The sequence below is a fragment of the Micromonospora sp. R311 genome, from assembly GCF_056780015.1.
Window position 1 is genome coordinate 41,232 of record NZ_JBSWCE010000024.1, and the last position, 16,818, is coordinate 58,049.

Annotated in this window: 15 protein-coding genes; 10 read left to right on the plus strand and 5 right to left on the minus strand. The window is 75.3% G+C overall.

Annotated features, from left to right (window positions below; translation table 11 throughout):
• Nucleotides 1-33 precede the first annotated feature (33 nt).
• The 5 genes from AC1WTP_RS20845 (at nt 34) to serS (ending at nt 5,417) form a co-directional block, all read left to right on the plus strand.
• Complete coding sequence (locus tag AC1WTP_RS20845) at nt 34-474, plus strand: hypothetical protein (RefSeq protein WP_481651002.1); 441 nt, start codon at nt 34-36, stop codon at nt 472-474.
• Nucleotides 471-1,619 carry an alcohol dehydrogenase catalytic domain-containing protein gene (locus tag AC1WTP_RS20850; RefSeq protein WP_481650938.1) on the plus strand — a complete coding sequence of 383 codons (1,149 nt, stop codon included), beginning with the start codon at nt 471-473 and terminating at the stop codon, nt 1,617-1,619. Before AC1WTP_RS20845 ends, AC1WTP_RS20850 begins: the two co-directional genes overlap by 4 nt.
• A 104-nt stretch (nt 1,620-1,723) precedes the next feature.
• Nucleotides 1,724-2,917, plus strand: a complete 1,194-nt coding sequence (locus AC1WTP_RS20855) for a saccharopine dehydrogenase family protein (protein WP_481651003.1) — start codon at nt 1,724-1,726, stop codon at nt 2,915-2,917.
• 47 nt (nt 2,918-2,964) lie between these two features.
• The gene (locus AC1WTP_RS20860) at nt 2,965-4,041 is read left to right on the plus strand and encodes a DNA polymerase III subunit beta family protein (RefSeq protein WP_481651004.1); all 1,077 of its coding nucleotides are present in this window, start codon (nt 2,965-2,967) and stop codon (nt 4,039-4,041) included.
• A gap of 89 nt (nt 4,042-4,130) precedes the next feature.
• On the plus strand, nt 4,131-5,417 hold the full coding sequence (gene serS / locus AC1WTP_RS20865; RefSeq protein ID WP_481650939.1) for a serine--tRNA ligase: 1,287 nt from the start codon (nt 4,131-4,133) through the stop codon (nt 5,415-5,417).
• Between the two features lie 52 nt (nt 5,418-5,469).
• Here serS and AC1WTP_RS20870 read toward each other — a convergent pair whose 3' ends face one another.
• Genes AC1WTP_RS20870 through AC1WTP_RS20885 form a run of 4 tightly spaced genes read right to left on the minus strand, consistent with a single transcriptional unit; the run spans nt 5,470 to nt 10,174 of the window.
• Nucleotides 5,470-6,387: a cytochrome c biogenesis CcdA family protein gene (locus AC1WTP_RS20870; RefSeq protein WP_481650940.1), complete on the minus strand. Its 918-nt coding sequence runs from the start codon at nt 6,385-6,387 to the stop codon at nt 5,470-5,472.
• Complete coding sequence (locus AC1WTP_RS20875) at nt 6,387-6,992, minus strand: redoxin domain-containing protein (protein ID WP_481650941.1); 606 nt, start codon at nt 6,990-6,992, stop codon at nt 6,387-6,389. Before AC1WTP_RS20875 ends, AC1WTP_RS20870 begins: the two co-directional genes overlap by 1 nt.
• A gap of 18 nt (nt 6,993-7,010) precedes the next feature.
• Nucleotides 7,011-8,477, minus strand: a complete 1,467-nt coding sequence (locus tag AC1WTP_RS20880) for an NADH-ubiquinone oxidoreductase-F iron-sulfur binding region domain-containing protein (protein ID WP_481650942.1) — start codon at nt 8,475-8,477, stop codon at nt 7,011-7,013.
• On the minus strand, nt 8,474-10,174 hold the full coding sequence (locus AC1WTP_RS20885) for a ferric reductase-like transmembrane domain-containing protein (protein WP_481650943.1): 1,701 nt from the start codon (nt 10,172-10,174) through the stop codon (nt 8,474-8,476). The genes AC1WTP_RS20880 and AC1WTP_RS20885 overlap by 4 nt, the downstream gene beginning before the upstream one ends.
• Before the next feature lie 290 nt (nt 10,175-10,464).
• Here AC1WTP_RS20885 and AC1WTP_RS20890 point away from each other — a divergent pair, with 290 nt between their 5' ends.
• The 3 genes from AC1WTP_RS20890 to AC1WTP_RS20900 all read left to right on the plus strand — a co-directional run bounded on the left by AC1WTP_RS20890 (nt 10,465) and on the right by AC1WTP_RS20900 (nt 13,829).
• Nucleotides 10,465-11,913 carry an alpha-amylase gene (locus AC1WTP_RS20890; RefSeq protein WP_481650944.1) on the plus strand — a complete coding sequence of 483 codons (1,449 nt, stop codon included), beginning with the start codon at nt 10,465-10,467 and terminating at the stop codon, nt 11,911-11,913.
• Nucleotides 11,914-11,986: 73 nt separating this feature from the next.
• Nucleotides 11,987-12,901 carry a L,D-transpeptidase gene (locus AC1WTP_RS20895; RefSeq protein ID WP_481650945.1) on the plus strand — a complete coding sequence of 305 codons (915 nt, stop codon included), beginning with the start codon at nt 11,987-11,989 and terminating at the stop codon, nt 12,899-12,901.
• A 73-nt stretch (nt 12,902-12,974) separates the two neighbouring features.
• Entirely contained in the window at nt 12,975-13,829 is an 855-nt protein-coding gene (locus tag AC1WTP_RS20900; RefSeq protein WP_481650946.1) for an alpha/beta hydrolase, read from the plus strand.
• A gap of 57 nt (nt 13,830-13,886) precedes the next feature.
• Here AC1WTP_RS20900 and AC1WTP_RS20905 read toward each other — a convergent pair whose 3' ends face one another.
• Nucleotides 13,887-14,504, minus strand: a complete 618-nt coding sequence (locus AC1WTP_RS20905) for a TetR/AcrR family transcriptional regulator (protein WP_481650947.1) — start codon at nt 14,502-14,504, stop codon at nt 13,887-13,889.
• A 119-nt stretch (nt 14,505-14,623) separates the two neighbouring features.
• Between AC1WTP_RS20905 and AC1WTP_RS20910 the strand changes: the two genes are divergently transcribed.
• Complete coding sequence (locus AC1WTP_RS20910; RefSeq protein WP_481650948.1) at nt 14,624-15,490, plus strand: SDR family oxidoreductase; 867 nt, start codon at nt 14,624-14,626, stop codon at nt 15,488-15,490.
• Between the two features lie 170 nt (nt 15,491-15,660).
• A complete protein-coding gene (locus AC1WTP_RS20915) occupies nt 15,661-16,797 on the plus strand; it encodes a site-2 protease family protein (protein WP_481650949.1) in 1,137 nt (378 codons plus the stop codon).
• Nucleotides 16,798-16,818 lie beyond the last annotated feature (21 nt).

The following is a 16,818-nucleotide window of genomic DNA, read 5'->3' on the forward strand; positions in this document are numbered from 1 at the left end:
GGCGGGACAGGGGGTGCGGGGCAGGTGGGACCGATCGCACGGCTGGCCGGCGGCGGCGTCGCCCTGGGCGCGGCGGCGGCCGGCGCGGCGGCGGTACGCGCGCTGGCCGCCCCGCGTCCCGGCGGCTGGCCCGACCAGGACGACCGGCGGCCCGCCCGCTGGCAGGTGGTGACCGTGGACCGCCCACCCGGCCAGGTGCTCCCCGACGGCCGGTGGCCGGAGCCGCTGCGCCGGCTCGGCGGCGCGGTGCAGGTGCGGGTACGTCCCGCCCCCGGCGACCGGGGCACCGAACTCGCCGCCCGGCCGCGTCCGGGCGGCGGGCCGCCGCCGGGGCTCGCCGCCCACCTGGTCGGGGACGATCCGGGGCGGCTGGTCCGGCAGGCGCTGCGACAGGTCAAGCAGCTCGCCGAGACCGGCGAGGTGCTGCGGTCCGACCGCGGCGCCGTCGACCGTCCGGCGGTGGCGCCGGAATGAGGGCGCTCTGCTGGGTCGGCGCCGACGAGCTGGCGGTGCGGCAGGTGCCCGACCCGGAGCTGCGCAACGGGCACGACGCGATCGTCCGGGTCCGGCGCAGCGCCGTGTGCGGCGCGGACCTGCCGCTGCTCGCCGGGCGGGGGCCGGCCGTCGGGGAGGTCCCCGGTCACGAGTTCGTCGGCGAGGTGGTCGAGGTCGGCCCCGAGGTACGCCGGCACCGGGTCGGCGACCGGGTGGTGGTCTGCTCCTCGGTCTCCTGCGGCAGCTGCTGGTACTGCCGGCGCGAGCTGCACTCCTGCTGCGACAACGGCAGCACCGACCCGGCCGCGGGCGAGGCGGCCTGGGGGCACCCCGTGGCGGGCTGCTTCGGCCAGCCCCGGGCCCAGGGCGGGTTCGCCGGCAGCCACGCCGAGTACGTCCGGGTGCCGTACGCCGACGTCGGGGCGTTCGCCGTGCCGGAGGCGGTCACCGACGACCGGGCCCTGTTCGCCTCGGACGCCGGGCCGGCCGGGTGGATGGGCGCCGAGCTCGGCGGGGTCCGCCCCGGTGACGTGGTGGCGGTCTGGGGCGCCGGCGCGGTCGGCCAGGTCGCCGCGCGGGCGGCGCGGCTGCTCGGCGCGGAACGGGTGGTCGTCGTCGACCGGCACCCGGACCGGTTGCGGGCGGCCGAGCGGCACGCCGGCGCCGAGACGCTCGACTACCAGCGCGTCGACGTCGCCGCCGAGCTGCGGGAGCGCAGCGGCGGCCGGGGCCCGGACGTCTGCGTCGAGGCGGTCGGCACGGCCGACGGGACCCGCTCACTGGGCGACCGCCTCACCGGCGCGGCGCCGCGACCGGTGGCGGTCCGCGAGGCGGTGCACGCCTGCCGCAAGGGCGGCACGGTCTTCGTGCTCGGGGCGTACCCGGGCGTCGTCGACACGTTCCCGCTCGGCGCGGTGACGGCCAAGGGGCTGACCGTGCGCGGCGCCCGCCAGCACGGGCAGCGCTACATCCCGATGCTGCTGGACCGGATGGCCCGCGACGAGCTGCGCACCGAGTACCTGGGCACCCACCACCTCCCGCTGGACCGCGCCGCCGAGGCCTACACCCTGCTCCGCACCCGCGCCCACGGCTGCCTCCGCCCCATCCTCCACCCCACCCCCTAACCCACGCCCCGTTGATCATGAGGTTCGCGGCGACAAAAGGGACGGACGGCGACGCTAACCTCATGATCAACGAGAGCGGGTGGGGTGGGTGGGAGGATCGGGGGGTGGAGGCGGAGCGGACGTACGACGTGGTGTTGTTCGGGGCGACCGGGTTCACCGGGGGGTTGACCGCGGAATACCTGGCGCGGCACGCGCCGCCGGGGCTGCGCTGGGCGCTGGCCGGGCGCAACCCCGACCGGCTGGCCGCGGTCCGCGACCGGCTCGCCGCCATCGACCCGGCGCTGACCGCGCTGCCGCTGCTCACCGCCGACGTCACCGATCCGGAGTCGCTGCGCGCGGTGGCGGAGAACGCCCGGGTGGTGGCCAGCAACGTCGGCCCGTACGTGCACCACGGCGAGCCGCTCGTCGCCGCCTGCGCCCGGGCCGGCACCGACTACCTGGACATCACCGGCGAGCCGGAGTTCGTCGACTCGATGTACCTGCGCCACCACGCCGAGGCGGTCCGCACCGGGGCCCGGCTGGTGCACGCCTGCGGTTTCGACTCCGTCCCGCACGACCTGGGCGTCTGGTACACCGTCAAGCAACTGCCCGCCGACGGGCCGATCACCGTGGACGGCTACGTCCGGGTCAGCGGCCGGTTCTCCGCCGGCACCTACCACTCGGCGCTCACCGCGTTCTCCCGTACCGCCCAGGCGTCCCGGGCGGCGCGGGCGCGCCGGGCGGTCGAACCGCGCCCGGTCGACCGCCGGGTCCGCGCGGTGCCCGGCCGGCTCGCCCGGTCGAAGGAGCTGCGGGTCTGGACCGTGCCGCTGCCCACCATCGACCCGCAGGTGGTCCGCCGCTCGGCCGCGGCCCGCCCGGAGTACGGCCCGGACTTCCGCTACCGGCACTTCGCCGCGGTGCGGCGGCTGCCCACCGTGCTGGCCGGCGCGGCCGGGCTGGGCGCCGTGGTCGCCCTGGTGAAGCTGCCGCCGACCCGGCGCTGGCTGCTCGGCCGGCTCGCCTCCGGCCAGGGGCCGACGCCGCGGCAGCGGGCGAAGTCCTGGTTCCGGGTCCGGTTCGTCGGCACCGGCGGCGGCCGGCGGGTGCTGACCGAGGTGGCCGGCGGCGACCCGGGCTACGACGAGACCGCCAAGATGCTCGCCGAGTCGGCGCTCTGCCTGGCGCTGGACGACCTGCCGCCGGCCGCCGGCCAGCTCACCCCGGTGGCGGCCATGGGCGACGCGCTGCTGGCCCGGCTGACCCGGGCGGGGCTGACCTTCCGCGTGCTGGACGCCCCCGGCGCGGCGGCGGCTTGACCCTCGACCTGGTTGAGACGACAGGATCACCGGCCGTGGAGAGCGACCTGCGCAGCATCGGCGAACTGGCCCGGGCCAGTGGCCTGACGGTGAGCGCCCTGCGGTTCTACGACTCGGCCGGGGTGCTGGTCCCGGCGCTGGTCGACCCGGTCACCGGCTACCGCTGGTACACCGACGACCAGGTCGCGCCGGCCCGGCTGGTGGCCGGGTTGCGCCGGGTCGGCATGCCGGTGGCCGAGATCGCCCTCGCGCTGCGCTCCGAGCCGGCCGCGGTGCGCCGGCTGCTGGACGCGCATTTGCGCCGGCTGGAGGACGGGCTCGCCGACGCCCGCCGCGAGCTCTCCCGGATCCGCACGCTGATCGATCCCGAGGAGAAGGCCGTGCCCACCCGTCTCGTCCTGTCCCGCGCCGACCTGGCCGCCGCCGTCGACGCCGTCCGCTTCGCCGTCGGCGCCGACCCCGAGTTGCCGGTGCTGGCCGGCGTGCTGCTCGACCTCGAGTCGGACGGGGTCCGGCTGGTCGCCACCGATCGGCACCGGCTGGCGGTCGCCCGGGTGCCGGGCCGGGTGGACGGCCCGCCGGTGCGGGCGCTCGCCCCGGTCGGCCTGGTCGACGAGGTGCGCGCGCTGCTGGACACCGGTGCGGGGGTCACCCCCGAGGCGTGGCTGACCGTCGACGCCGGGACGGTCTCGGTCTCCGTGGCCGGCCGGAGCGTCGCGGCGAGTGCCCTGCCGTACGAGTTCCCGGACTACGGCCGGCTGGTGCGGCCGTCCCGGGACGACGCGCCGGCGCACCGGCTGACCGTCGACGTGGCCGCCCTGCGGGCCGCGCTGACCGACGCGGCCGCCCCGACGGTGCGCCGCGAGCACGACGGTGCCGAGCTGACCGTGACGGTGCTCGGGTTGGACGACCGGGGCGGGCTGCGGCTGCTCGGCGCGGACGAGCTGACCGACGACCCGGACGCGTTCCGGATCGGGGTCAACGGCGGCTACCTGCTCGACGCGCTGGACGCCGGCGGCCAGGGGCAGCTGCTGCTGGAGCTGGACGGCCCGATCGCCCCGCTGGCCTTCCGCCGGCCGGACGACGCCGACGCGTTCTCCATCCTGATGCCGGTCCGGCTCTGACCCTCGCCGGTCCCGCCCGGGGAGCGCGGGGCCGCGACGGTAGCATCTGGAGGTCCACCTGACGTCCGGACGGAGGCGTACGGAGCAGCATGCTCGACATGGAGTTGATCCGGAAGGATCGGGACGCGGTGGCGTCCGCGCTGGCCAAGCGGCTGGACCCGGCCGAGGTGACCCGCGCGCTGGACGAGATCCAGCGGTTGGACCAGCAGCGCCGCAGCCTGATCACGGAGATCGACGGCGAGCGCCAGCGCCGCAAGGCCGAGGCCCGGGCGTACGCGGAGGCGAAGCGGGCCGGCCGCGAGCCGGAGGTCGCCGCCCCGGAGGCCGGCCGCAAGCAGCTCGCCGAGCTGGAGTCCGAGCTGGACGAGGTGCAGGCCCGGCTGCGCGACCGGATGAGCGAGCTGCCGAACCTGCCCGCCGACGACGTCGTGCCGGGCGGCAAGGAGGCCAACCGGGTCGTCCGGACCTTCGGCGAGCCGCCGGCCATCGAGCAGGTCCGCGACCACGTGGAGCTGAGCCGCGCGCTCGGCCTGGTCGACCACGAGCGCGGGGTCAAGCTCGGCGGTTCCGGCTTCTGGATGTACACCGGCCTGGGCGCGCGGCTGGAGTGGGCGCTGCTCAACTGGCTGATCGAGCAGAACATCACGGCCGGCTACGACTTCCTGCTCCCGCCGCACCTGCTGCTGGACAGCGCCGGCTTCGCCGCCGGGCAGTTCCCGAAGTTCTACGACGACGTCTACCACCTGGACCGGCAGTCCGCCCCGCGCGGGCAGTTCCTGCTACCCACCGCGGAGACGGCGATCCTCGGCGCCTACCAGGACGAGATCCTGGAGACCGCGAAGCTGCCGCTGAAGGCGTTCGCCTACACCCCGTGCTACCGGCGTGAGGCGGCCGGCTCGCACTCCGACGAGCGCGGCACCGTGCGCGGCCACCAGTTCAACAAGGTGGAGATCTTCCAGTTCACCCTGCCCGAGCAGGCCGACGCCGCGCTCACGGCGATGGTCGGCCACGTGGAGAGCCTGGTCGAGAGGCTGGGCCTGCACCACCAGACCAGCCTGCTCGCGGCCGGCGACGCCAGCGCCTCGATGAAGAAGACCCTCGACATCGAGGTGTGGATGCCGAGCACCGGCAAGTACAAGGAGGTCTCGTCGGTCTCCTGGGCCGGCGACTACCAGGCCCGCCGGGCGGCGATCCGCTACCGGGAGCCGGGCGGCAAGCAGACCCGCTTCGTGCACACCCTCAACGGCTCGGCGCTGGCCACCAGCCGACTCTTCCCGGCCATCCTGGAGCAGTTCCAGCAGGCTGACGGCTCGGTGCTGGTTCCCGAGGTGCTGCGCGACCGACTGGGCACCGACCGCCTCACCCCGGTCCGCTGACCGGCAGGCTGCCCGGGCGCACACCCCTGCCTCCCGGCGTGATACCTCACAGTCATATCGATGACTGTGAGGTATCACCCTCGGGCCGACAGTCGCCGACCGGAGCGGCCGGCGCCACGGCAGCCGGGGCTTCCCGGTGCCGGGCCGCCGTGCGGGCGGCGAGCCGGAGCATCAGCAGCAGCGCCACCAGCGCCATGGCGAGCCAGGCCGGGCCGGCGGCGTCGAGCACGGCGACCAGGGCCTGCTGCACCCGGCCGGCAGCCGCCACCACGGGGTCGCCGAAGGCGTCGCGCCGGCCGGCGGCGAGGCGCACCTCGTACCAGCCGTACCAGGCGACGTAGCCGCCGGCGAGCAGCAGCACCAGGCCGCTGAGCCGGGGCACCAGCGCGCCGGCCGCGCGCAGCCGGGCCACCAGGTGGCCGCGGAGCAGCGCCACGCCGAGCGCGGCCACCGCGACCACCAGGCCCATCCCGAGGGCGTACGCGCCGAAGAGCGCCAGCCCGCGCAGCGCGGACCCGGCCTGAAGGCTGGTCACCACGGTGGCCAGGAACGGCGCGATCGCGCAGCCCAGCGACGCCACCGCGGACGCCATGCCGAACAGCGTCATGGCGGCCCAGGACCGGGTCAGTCGGGGCGCCCGGGCCAGCGGGCGGGGGGTGGGCAGCCGCCGGCCGGCGAGCAGCCAGCAGCCGAGGGCCACCAGCAGCAGGCCGAGCCCGACGGTGAGCCACGGCAGCCGGGGGCGCAGCCAGCCGGCGAGCGGGGCCAGCGCCAGCCCGAACGCGCCGAAGACCAGCACGTACCCCAGGGTCAGCGCGGCGGCGGCGGTCAGCGCGCGGCCGACCGCGCCCCGGGTGTCCGGGGCCCCGGCCACCAGCAGCGACAGGTACGCCGGCAGCAGCGCGAAGCCGCACGGGTTGACCGCGCCGAGCATGCCCGCGGTCAGCGCGAGCAGCAGCGGGGTGACCATCAGCCGGCCAGCGCGGCGACCCGCCGGGTCAGGTCCTCGCCGTCGAGGAAGCCCTGGTGCACGACCGTGCCGTGCCGGTCGATGATCACGAAGGTGCTCTGCTCGACGACCTCGAAGCGGCGCCACAGCGCGCCGGCCCGGTCGTCCAGCTGCGGCGTCCCGGCCAGCTCGAACTCGGTCACGAAGTCACGCATGGCGCGCTGCTCGCCGAGCCCGGCCACGCCGACGACGGCCACCGAGTCCCGGTACTTCGGGGCCACCTCGGCGACCGTCCAGGCCTGGCTGGCGCAGGTGGCGCACCACGGCGCCCAGAACCAGAGCACCACCGGCCGGCCGGCCAGCGCCGCGCCGGAGAACGCCGTGCCGTCCAGGGTGGTCGCGGTGAAGGCCAGGGTCTCCGGCACCGGCGCCGACCCCGACGCGGCGGGCGACGGCGCCGTCCCGCCGGTGGCCGCGGCCGCCTCGGCCGGACCGGCCGGGTCCGGCCCGCCGGTGCAGGACGCCGCGCCCAGCAGCACAGCCACCAGGAGGACGGCGCCGGCCGCCCGGCGCGCGGTGCGGCGGGATGACCGCCCGGACATGACCGACCGGCGCTGCGTCCGCATCGGGTCTCCCTTCGGGGGCTACTCGGCCTTGGCCAGCCGCAGGGCCAGCTCGGGGCAGACCTTGACCGCCTTGAGCGCGCCCTCGCGCAGCCAGGTGGGCACGGGGGTGGGCGGGAAGGCGGGGTATCCGTTGCCGTCGAGCCGGATGAAGTCGGGCACCACGTGGGCGCAGAGCCCGTGCCCGTCGCACCGCGACCAGTCGAGGGTGAGCCGCTGCGGGTTCGGGTCGGGCGCGCCGGGCAACCCCATCACGCCCTTGACCCGCCGGCCGCAACCGTCGCCGGTGGTGTGCAGCCGCAGGTCCTCGGCGAAGACCTCCATCGCGGAGAGGGCGAACCGGGCCGTACCGTCCGGGTGGCTGCACGCCCCGCGCCCCTTCACGGTGCCGGCGGCCGCCCGGACCACCTCCACCGGGGCGCTGCCGGAGACCGCCAGGTCGACCGCGCGGGCCAGGTCGGGCAGGCCCATCCTGCACGGGCCGCACTGCCCCGCGGACTCGCCGGCCAGGTAGCGGACCACCTGGGCGGCCTCGCCGAGCGGGCAGGTGTCCGCGCCGAGCGGGACGATGATGCCGGCGCCGAGGGTGCCACCCACCGCGGCTAGCCCCGTGCGGGAGATGTCCGCCCGGTCGGCGGCCTCCTGGGTGATCCACTTGCCGTGGTAGCCGCCCATCAGGATGCCCGGGCCGTTCGGCACCTCGCAGAGGTCGAGGATCTCCCGCAGCGGGGTGCCGGCGGCGCACTCCACGACCGCCGGCCGCTTCGCCGCGCCGGTGACGGTCAGCAGCACGGTGCCCGGCTCGTCGTCGGTGCCGAGCGCCGCGTACTCGTACGGGCCGAGCCGGGCCGCGATCGCGAGCTGGGCGTACGTCTCGGCGTTGGAGAGCAGCGTGGGCAGCCCGCCGACGCCGGAGTCGCTGGAGCGCTTCTTGGTGCCGGGCGGGATGTGCGGCAGGCCGTTGATCCCGTTGACCAGCGCACCGCCCTCGCCGGAGATGAACCGGTGCGGCACGGTGACGACGCTGGTCGGCACCGGCATCCGCCGCTCCTGCAACGCCTCGGTCAGCGACTCCCGGCCCACCCCGTCGTCGGCGATCCCGACGATGATCTCGTCGGCGTCCAGCGCGTACGCGGCCAGCGCGGCCCCGTCGAGGATGAGGTGCGGGGCCCGGGTGAGCAGCACCTTGTCCTTCCAGCTGGCCGGCTCGCCCTCGCTGGCGTTGACCACCACCACCGCGGTGAGGTCCTGCCGCTCGCAGGACTCCAGCACCGCGCGGAGCTTCTTGGCGAACGGGAAGCCCGCGCCGCCCTTGCCCTTGAGCTGGATGCCCTCGGCGAGTCGCAGCAGGTTGGCCGGTTCCATCGGCCCGATCGGCCCGTGCACCTCCTCGTGGGCGAGCAGGTCGAGCCGGCCGAACTCGGCGAAACCGGCGGTGAGGCGGGGCTCGCCGACACAGGCCACCGGGGGCACGGTCGTCCGCATCACTTCGCCTCACCCCGCAGCCCGGCCCAGTACGCCCCGTCCACCGCGTCGGCGCTGGCCCGGCGCCGGCGGCGGCTCTCCTTGGCCTCCCGGCGGGCTCGCCGGGAGGCGAGGTCGACCAGGGTCGGGGTGTCGTCGGCCGGGACCTCCTCGGGGACGTACCGGGCCGGCGGCCGCCAGTAGTCCGGCTCCTCCGGCGCGTCGTCCTCGGCGCTGTGCCGGCCCCCGCCGCTGCGCGGCGCCGCGGAGATCGGGCTGCCCGAGACCCACCCGCCCGAGATCGGACCGGCGGAGACCGGGCCGGCGGAGACCGGGCCGGCCGAGATCGGCTCGGCGGTCTCCCAGCGACGCGGGCTGTCCCACGGCTCCTCGGGCTCGTCCGCCCGGCGCCGGGGCGGCGCGGAGTACCGGGCGCCGGCGTCGGCGTCGAGCCGGGAGCGGCGGGCGGAGCGTCCGACCTCCTCGTCATCGCGGCGGCGCCGGCCGGTCGGGACCGGCTCCTCGTCCCGGCGCCGGGACGGCCGCTCGGCGCGCGCCGCCACCGGCTCCTCGGCCCGGCGGGTCGCCCGCCGCCGCTCCGGCTCCTCCTCCCGGCGCCGGCGCGCGGGCGGCTCCTCCTCCTCGCGGCGGCGCACCACCGCTTCCCGCTCCTCGGTGCGACGCCGCCGGGCGGCCGGCGCCTGCTCCTCGTCGCGGCGACGCCGCGCGGGGCGGACCGGCTCCCGCAGCGAGCCCGGCTCGGGCACCACCGGCACGGTGAACCGCTCGGGGTCCCGCCGGGTGGCGCCGGGCGCGGTCCACGAGCCGGCGAGGGTGGTCTCCGCCCAGCTGCTCTCCCGGCCGGAACGGCCGTCGCGCCGCTCGTCGCCGTCGCTGCGGCGGCGGGCACGGCCGCCGAGCAGCGAACGGCCCTTGCCGTCGTCGGCCGGCCGGGCGGCCAGCGCCTCGTTCCGCGCGGCGGCCTGGTGCCGCTCCCGGCTGCGCCGGCCGACCGTCACCGAGACCCGCACCAGCAACGCCAGCACGACCAGCAGCAGGCAGGCGAGGTAGCTGAACATCACCCAGGGCTTGGCCGGCCGGCCGGCGTTGAGCCCGTGCAGGATGGCGAACGGCCAGGAGAGGTACGCGGTCGAGTGCAACGTCCGCCACAGCCACTTCGGACCGACCCCGGCGAACCGGGCCCGGACGATGCCGGTCCAGAGCACGCTCACCATGAGCAGCCCGGCCACCGTGCCGAGGCCGACGTAGAGCCCGCGGCCACCGACGAACGGCACGATGGCGTCGGTGCCGGCCGCCCGCCCGGTGGCCACCTTGGTCAGCACGTGGAAGAAGAGCCCGGCGACGGCGAGGATGCCGGTGGCCCGGTGCGCGGACTGCAACAGCACCCGGTGCCGGATCAGCAGCACCAGCCGGTCGGTGGCGAGCAACCCCAGCATCACGGTGAGGCTCATCGCCACCAGGGCGATCACCCCCGCGAAGAACTCGGTGAAGAAGAAGCCGTAGGCGTACGCCGTCTGGCCGGCGCCGGTGAGCATCGTGCCCGCCCACAGCGCGGCGATCGCGGACACGGTCAGCACGGCCACCGTGGACCGGGACCGGGCGCGGACGCCCCGGCTGGTGCTGGTGGTCCGGACGGTGGCCGGTTTCTGGTTCTGCTTGACCCGGGCCATCTGCTCCTCGATCGTCTCGCGGCGGCGCACCGCCGGCCGACCTGCTCCCCCATCGAGTACGGAGGGACGGCTCAGTCGGATCACCGGCCCCGGGAAAAATTCCGGCCCGATGTCGAACCGTCCGGCGGCCGGGCGCGTGTAACGGCGGTCCACCCGGACGGCACGCCACCGGACAGTGACCGATGTCCATACGTTGACAGCCACTGCAACCCGCTTGTAATCTTTCCGAAATCTTTCAGCTTCAGTTGCAAGATTCCGGCAGCTGAGAGGTCTTCCCCCGCACCATCACCCCGTCCCCCGCACCCCCGTCAGGAGTTCCGATGCATCGACGTCGATGGCATCCGGCGCTGCTCGCCCTCGGTGTGATCGCGAGCATGCTCGTCCCGACCACCGTGACGGCGCCCCCGGCCGTCGCGGCCCCGGCCGGCGCCAAGAAGGTGATCGTCCAGCTCTTCGAATGGAACTGGACCTCGGTGGCCAACGAGTGCCGGACCACGCTCGGCCCGAAGGGCTACGGCTGGGTCCAGGTCTCGCCGCCGCAGGAACACGTCCGCGGATCCCAGTGGTGGCTGGCCTACCAGCCGGTCAGCTACCGGATCGAGTCCCGCAAGGGCACCCGCGCCCAGTTCAAGGCCATGGTGGACGCCTGCCACGCGGCCGGCGTCAAGGTGATCGTCGACGCGGTCGTCAACCACATGTCCGGGCAGGACAACGGCGGCACCGGCTGGGCCGGCTCGTCGTACGGCCACTACGACTACCCGGGCATCTACCAGCACCAGGACTTCCACCACTGCGGCCGCAACGGCGGCGACGACATCGCCAACTACGGCGACCGGTGGGAGGTGCAGAACTGCGAGCTGGTCAACCTCGCCGACCTGAGGACCGAGTCGGACTACGTCCGGGGCCGGCTCGCCGGTTACCTCAACGACCTGCTCTCGCTCGGCGTCGACGGCTTCCGGCTGGACGCCAGCAAGCACATGCCGGCCGCCGACATCGCCGCGATCCGCAGCCGGCTCTCCCGCCCGGCGTACCTGGTGCAGGAGGTGATCCACGGCGCCGGGGAGCCGATCCAGCCGACCGAGTACACCGGCAACGGCGACGTGCACGAGTTCCGCTACGGCAAGGACCTGGCCCGGGTGTTCCGCTCCGAACGGCTCGCCTACCTGCGCAACTTCGGCGAGGGCTGGGGGCACCTGCCCACCGGCGTGGCGGCCGTCTTCGTCGACAACCACGACACCCAGCGCGACGTCGGCGGGGTGCTGACCTACCGCGACCGGGGCATCTACGCGCTGGCCAACGCGTTCATGCTGGCCTGGCCGTACGGCTCGCCGACGGTGATGTCCAGCTACACCTTCAGCCAGCGCGACCAGGGCCCGCCGCAGGACGGCTCCGGCCGGACGCTCGACGTGGCCTGTTACTCCGGCTGGGAGTGCGAGCACCGCTGGCCGGTGATCGCCAACATGGTCGGCTTCCGCAACGCCACCGAGGGCGCCGGGGTCGCCAACTGGTACGACAACGGCAACAACCACATCGCGTTCAGCCGTAGCGGCAAGGGCTACCTGACGGTCAACGACGAGGACCACGCGATCACCGGCCGCTCCTACCACGCCGGGCTGCCGGCCGGCCGCTACTGCGACGTCATCCACGGCACGTTCGCCGGCGGCACCTGCTCGGGGCCGGTGATCACCGTGGACGGCAACGGCTGGTTCGCGGCCGACATCCCCGCCCACGACGCGGTCGCCATCCATGTCGGCGCCCGCCTGAGCTGACCCGCGCCTCTCGGGGCACCCCGTCCGGCCGGATTTGCCGGCCGGACGGGGGTCCTGCGGTTACAGTCTGTTTGTGCCGTTTGACCGAATCACCTCGTACCGTTGGCTCCGCCGGTCGGCCACGGCCGTGGGGGCGTGCGCGCTGCTGGCGACCGCCGGGGCCACCGGCTGGGCGCTGACCCCGTCGCCGGCGCCGCCCCCGGTCGAGCAGGCGGCGCCGGACCAGCCGGAACCGAGCAGCGCGGAGCCGAGCCCGACGCCGGAGGAGACCGTGCCGGTCGCCGCGCCGGCGCCGGCCGACCTGCCGGTGGTCGACTACGACCCGGCGCCCGCCGGCTTCCCCACCGATCCCGGCACCATGGACACCACCCCGCTGACCGAGGGGCTGCACCCGACCCGCCGGATCGCCGCCTACCACGCGCCGGGCGGCCGGCCGCTGGCCTTCCTCGCCCCGACCATCAACGGTGTCGAGCTGACCATGCCGATCGCCCAGCGCCGCGCCGGCTGGACCGCGGTGCTGCTTCCGTCGGCCAACCGCAAGCTCGCCTGGCTGCCGCCCGGCGGCTTCACCACGGTCACCCTGCGCGACCAGATCGTGGTCGAGCGCCGGCCGCACCGGCTCACCTGGTTCCGCGCCGGCCGGGCGATCCGGTCCTGGGAGGTCAGCCTCGGCCAGCGCGGCCAGGAGACGCCGCTGGGTCGCACCTTCATCCTCGGCCGCACCCCGCCGCCGCAGGACGTGTACGGCGGCGTGGACATCTTCGCCCTCGGCTCGGTGCCGGACGACCCGGACTCGGTGCCGACGGGCCTGCGCGGCGCGCACATCGGCCTGCACAGCTGGTACCACGACGGCGAACTGGGCGAGAACACCACCAACGGCTGCATCCGGGTGACCCGCAGCGCCCAGCGGGAACTGCTGGCGGAGGTGCGTGCCGGCACCGAGGTGGTGGTGGTCGACGAGCTGCCCGCCCCGCCGCCGACCGCCTGACCGGCCGGCGGATTCCCGCCCGAGCAGGCGGGTAACCGCGGTCCGGACGCCGCGACACCCCGGGAGGGACGCCATGGCCAGCGCGCCGCAGGGACCGGTCGACACGGTCGTGCTCATCCACGGCCTCTGGATGACCTCGCGCAGTTGGGAACGGTGGGCCGCCCGGTACGCCGCCCGGGGGCTGCGGGTGCTCACCCCGGCCTGGCCCGGCATGGAGGGCGAGGTCGAGCGGCTGCGGGAGGATCCCACCCCGATCGCGCAGCAGAACATCGCGGAGATCGTCGACCACTACGACCGGCTCATCCGGGCGCTGCCCACCAGACCGGTCATCATGGGGCACTCGTTCGGCGGGCTGTTCACCCAGGTGCTGGTCGACCGGGGCCTCGGCGCGGCGGCGGTCGGCATCCACCCCGCCCCGGTGAAAGGGGTGGTCAAGCTGCCGCTGAGCACGCTGCGCTCCGGCTTCTCGATCCTGCGCAACCCGGCCAACCGGCACCGGGCGGTGCCGTTCACCCCGGACGACTTCCACTACGCCTTCGGCAACACGCTCAGCCGCGAGGACTCCGACCGGGCCTGGCAGCGGTACGCGGTGCCCGGCGCCGGGCACGTGCTCTTCGAGGGGGCGTTCGCCAACCTCGACCCGAACTCGGCGGCCCGGGTGGACACCGGCCGCACCGACCGGGCGCCGCTGCTGCTGATCGCCGGCGGGGCCGACCACGTGGTGCCGCCCGGCGTGGTGCGCACCAACGCGGCGCTGTACCAGAAATCCCGGGCGCTGACCGCCTACCACGAGTTCGCGGGCCGGTCGCACTTCACCGTGGGACAGCCGGGCTGGGAGGAGGTCGCCGACTACGCGCTGGACTGGGCGCTGCGGGCCGCCGCGCTGCCGCGCGAGCAGACCGTCGCCAGCGAGACCCCCCGCCCCTGATCCGGCGGTGCCGACGGGCAGCGAGATCTCCGGCAGGTCGCGATCGCCGGCGGCGAGCTACCGGGCGGGCGGCGCGGGCCGGAGGCCGCGCAGCACGGTCTCCACCACCTGGTCGGCGTACTCGCCGGTGAGCGGGCCGGTGTGCTGGAGCCACCGGTTCAGGATCGGGCCGAAGAGCAGGTCGACGGCCACGTCGAGGTCGACGTCCTCGGCCAGTTGCCCCGCGCGCCGGGCGGCGCGCAGGCGCTCCTTCTTCAACTCCCGCACGGGCCCGTCGAGCCGCTCCGCGTACGCGGCGGCCAGGGCGGGATCGTGGACGATCTCCGTGTGCAGGGCACGCATGGGCTGGTCGTAGCGGGGGTCGTTGAGTTCCTCGACGGTGGCCCGCAGCACCGCCTTCAGATCGGCTGCCAGGTCGCCGGTGTCGGGTAGGGCCCCGCCGCCGTCCTGCCCCTCGGTGGTGAGCGCGAGGAAGGCGTCGAAGAGCAGGGCCCCCTTCGACGGCCACCAGCGGTAGATCGTCTGCTTGCCCACGCCGGCGGCGGAGGCGATGCCCTCGATGCTGAGCTTCGCGTACCCCAGCTCGCTGACGAGGTCGAGGGCGGCGGCGAGGATGGCGCGCCGCGCCGCCTGGCTGCGACGGCTGGCGTCGGGAGCGACCTTCTGCGTGGGCACGGACCGAATCTAGCAGGAAGAGAGACGAGACGGTCCGTCTTGACAATGCGGCGCGGCAGGGTATCGTCGTCCTCACAATCGAGACGAGACGGTTCGTCTCGTAATGGAGGGAGTCCCCCATGGAGGCCTCAGGCACCGCCGCATCCCGGGTCTGGTTCATCACCGGCGCCAGCCGTGGCCTCGGCCGCGCGTTCACCGAGGCGGCGCTCGCCGCCGGCGACCGGGTGGTCGGCGCGGCCCGCGACGTCTCGCCCCTCGACGACCTCGCCGCCCGGCACCCGGACCGCCTGCTGGCACTGCGCCTCGACGTCACCGACCGCTCGGCGGTCTTCGACGCCGTCTCCGAGGCGGTTCGGCACTTCGGCCGGCTCGACATCGTCGTGAACAACGCCGGGGCACTCTTCGCCGGCATGGTGGAGGAGTTCACCGAGGAGCAGGCCCGCGCCCAGCTGGACCTCAACTTCTTCGGCGCGCTCTGGGTCAGCCAGGCCGTCCTGCCGCACCTGCGGGCCCAGGGCGGCGGGCACCTCGTGCAGATCTCCAGCATCGGGGCGCTCGGCGGCTTCCCGAGCACGGGGCTCTACAGCGCGAGCAAGTTCGCGCTGGAGGGCATGAGCGAGGCCCTGGCGGCCGAGGCCGCCCGGTTCGGCGTCAAGGTCACCATCGTCCAGCCGGGCGGCTACTGGACCGACCTCTACACCAGCAGCACGGCGACCGCCCCGAACCCCGCCTACGACGCGCTGCGCACGGAGTTGGCCGAGCAGTGGGCGGAGGGTTCGGTCGACAGCGAGCCGCGGCTGGCCGCCGAGGCGCTGATGAAGCTGGTGGCCAGCGACGACCCGCCGCTGCGGCTCCTGCTCGGCAGCATGGTCTACGACGTCGCCTTCGACATCTCGAAGCGGCGGATGGCGACCTGGGCCGACTGGGAAGAGGTGAGCCGCGCCGCCGAGCAGGCGGTCCCGGACCCGCGCGCCCAGCTGACCTGACCGGTAGCCGCCGCGCGCCGAGCCGGTGGCCCGGCCCGGTCACCGGCTCGGTCACCGGCTCGGTGCGCGGCGGTAGGAACCAGGCCGGCCGGCGCCGAGCGCCGTTACGGCATGAGGCGGCCCGGGTCCGGTTCTGGCATGGGGACGGCTTTCGGGGGTATGACGGACACATGAGGGCGAGCTTCCGGCTTGGCCGGATCGCGGGTGTACCCGTCGGCGTCAACTGGAGCGTCCTGGTCATCTTCCTGCTGATCGCCTGGGGGCTGTCGGCCAACCAGTTCCCCCGGGCCTACCCCGACGAGCCGGTGGCCGCGTACGTGCTGGCCGGGCTCGCCGCAGCGGTGGTCTTCTTCCTCGGCCTGCTCGCCCACGAGGTGTCCCACGCGATCGTCGCCAAGCGCAACGGGCTGGCGGTCCAGGGGATCACGCTCTGGCTCTTCGGCGGGGTGGCCGAGCTGAAGGGCGAGGCGAAGGACCCCGGCGCGGAGCTGCGCATCTCCGGGGTCGGCCCGCTGGTCAGCCTGGTGATCGGGCTCTTCTTCGGCGCCATCGCCATGCTGCTCGTGCTGGCCGGGCAGGAGGGCCTGCTGCTCGGCGTGATGGCCTGGCTGGCCGGGATCAACGTGCTGCTGGCCGTGTTCAACGTGCTGCCGGCCGCGCCGCTGGACGGCGGGCGGCTGCTGCGGGCGGCGGTCTGGAAGGCCACCGGTGACCGGACGAAGGCGTCGGTGGTGGCCGCCCGGGCCGGCTGGGTGCTCGGCGCGCTGCTGATCGGCCTGGGGCTGTGGCAGTTCCTGGCCGGCGTCGGGTTCGGCGGGCTCTGGCTGGCCCTGATCGGCTGGTTCCTGATCGGCGCGGCCGGCATGGAGGAGCGACAGGCCCGGCTGGGCAGCGCGCTGCGCGGGATCCGGGTCGCCGACGTGATGACGCCGCAGCCGCAGACCGCGTCGGGGGAGATGACGGTGGCCGACTTCGTGGACCACTACCTCTTCGCGTACCGGCACTCGGCGCTGCCGCTGACCGAGGAGGGCCGGCCGGTCGGGCTGGTCACCCTCGACCGGGTACGCGGCATCCCGGCCGACCGGCGGGCCGCCACCACGCTGGGCGAGGTCTCCTGCCGGGCCGACGAGCTGGTCCTCGCCGCCCCCGACGAGCAGCTCAACGACCTGCTTCCCCGGCTCAGCGAGTGCGCCGACGGCCGGGCGCTGGTGGTCACCGAGGGCCGCCTGGTCGGCATCGTCTCCCCCAGCGACATCAGCCGGGCCGTGCAGCGCGGCAGCATGCGCGACGACCTCGCCCGTCGCTGACCCACCCGCCCGGCCCAGAGC

What these genes read in the sequence shown, in the direction of transcription:
- AC1WTP_RS20850 (WP_481650938.1), top strand. Translation starts at nt 471, where the DNA reads ATGAGGGCGCTCTGCTGGGTCGGCGCCGACGAGCTGGCGGTGCGGCAG.
- serS (WP_481650939.1), top strand. Translation starts at nt 4,131, where the DNA reads ATGCTCGACATGGAGTTGATCCGGAAGGATCGGGACGCGGTGGCGTCC.
- AC1WTP_RS20870 (WP_481650940.1), bottom strand. Translation starts at nt 6,387, where the DNA reads ATGGTCACCCCGCTGCTGCTCGCGCTGACCGCGGGCATGCTCGGCGCG.
- AC1WTP_RS20875 (WP_481650941.1), bottom strand. Translation starts at nt 6,992, where the DNA reads ATGCGGACGCAGCGCCGGTCGGTCATGTCCGGGCGGTCATCCCGCCGC.
- AC1WTP_RS20890 (WP_481650944.1), top strand. Translation starts at nt 10,465, where the DNA reads ATGCATCGACGTCGATGGCATCCGGCGCTGCTCGCCCTCGGTGTGATC.
- AC1WTP_RS20900 (WP_481650946.1), top strand. Translation starts at nt 12,975, where the DNA reads ATGGCCAGCGCGCCGCAGGGACCGGTCGACACGGTCGTGCTCATCCAC.
- AC1WTP_RS20910 (WP_481650948.1), top strand. Translation starts at nt 14,624, where the DNA reads ATGGAGGCCTCAGGCACCGCCGCATCCCGGGTCTGGTTCATCACCGGC.
- AC1WTP_RS20915 (WP_481650949.1), top strand. Translation starts at nt 15,661, where the DNA reads ATGAGGGCGAGCTTCCGGCTTGGCCGGATCGCGGGTGTACCCGTCGGC.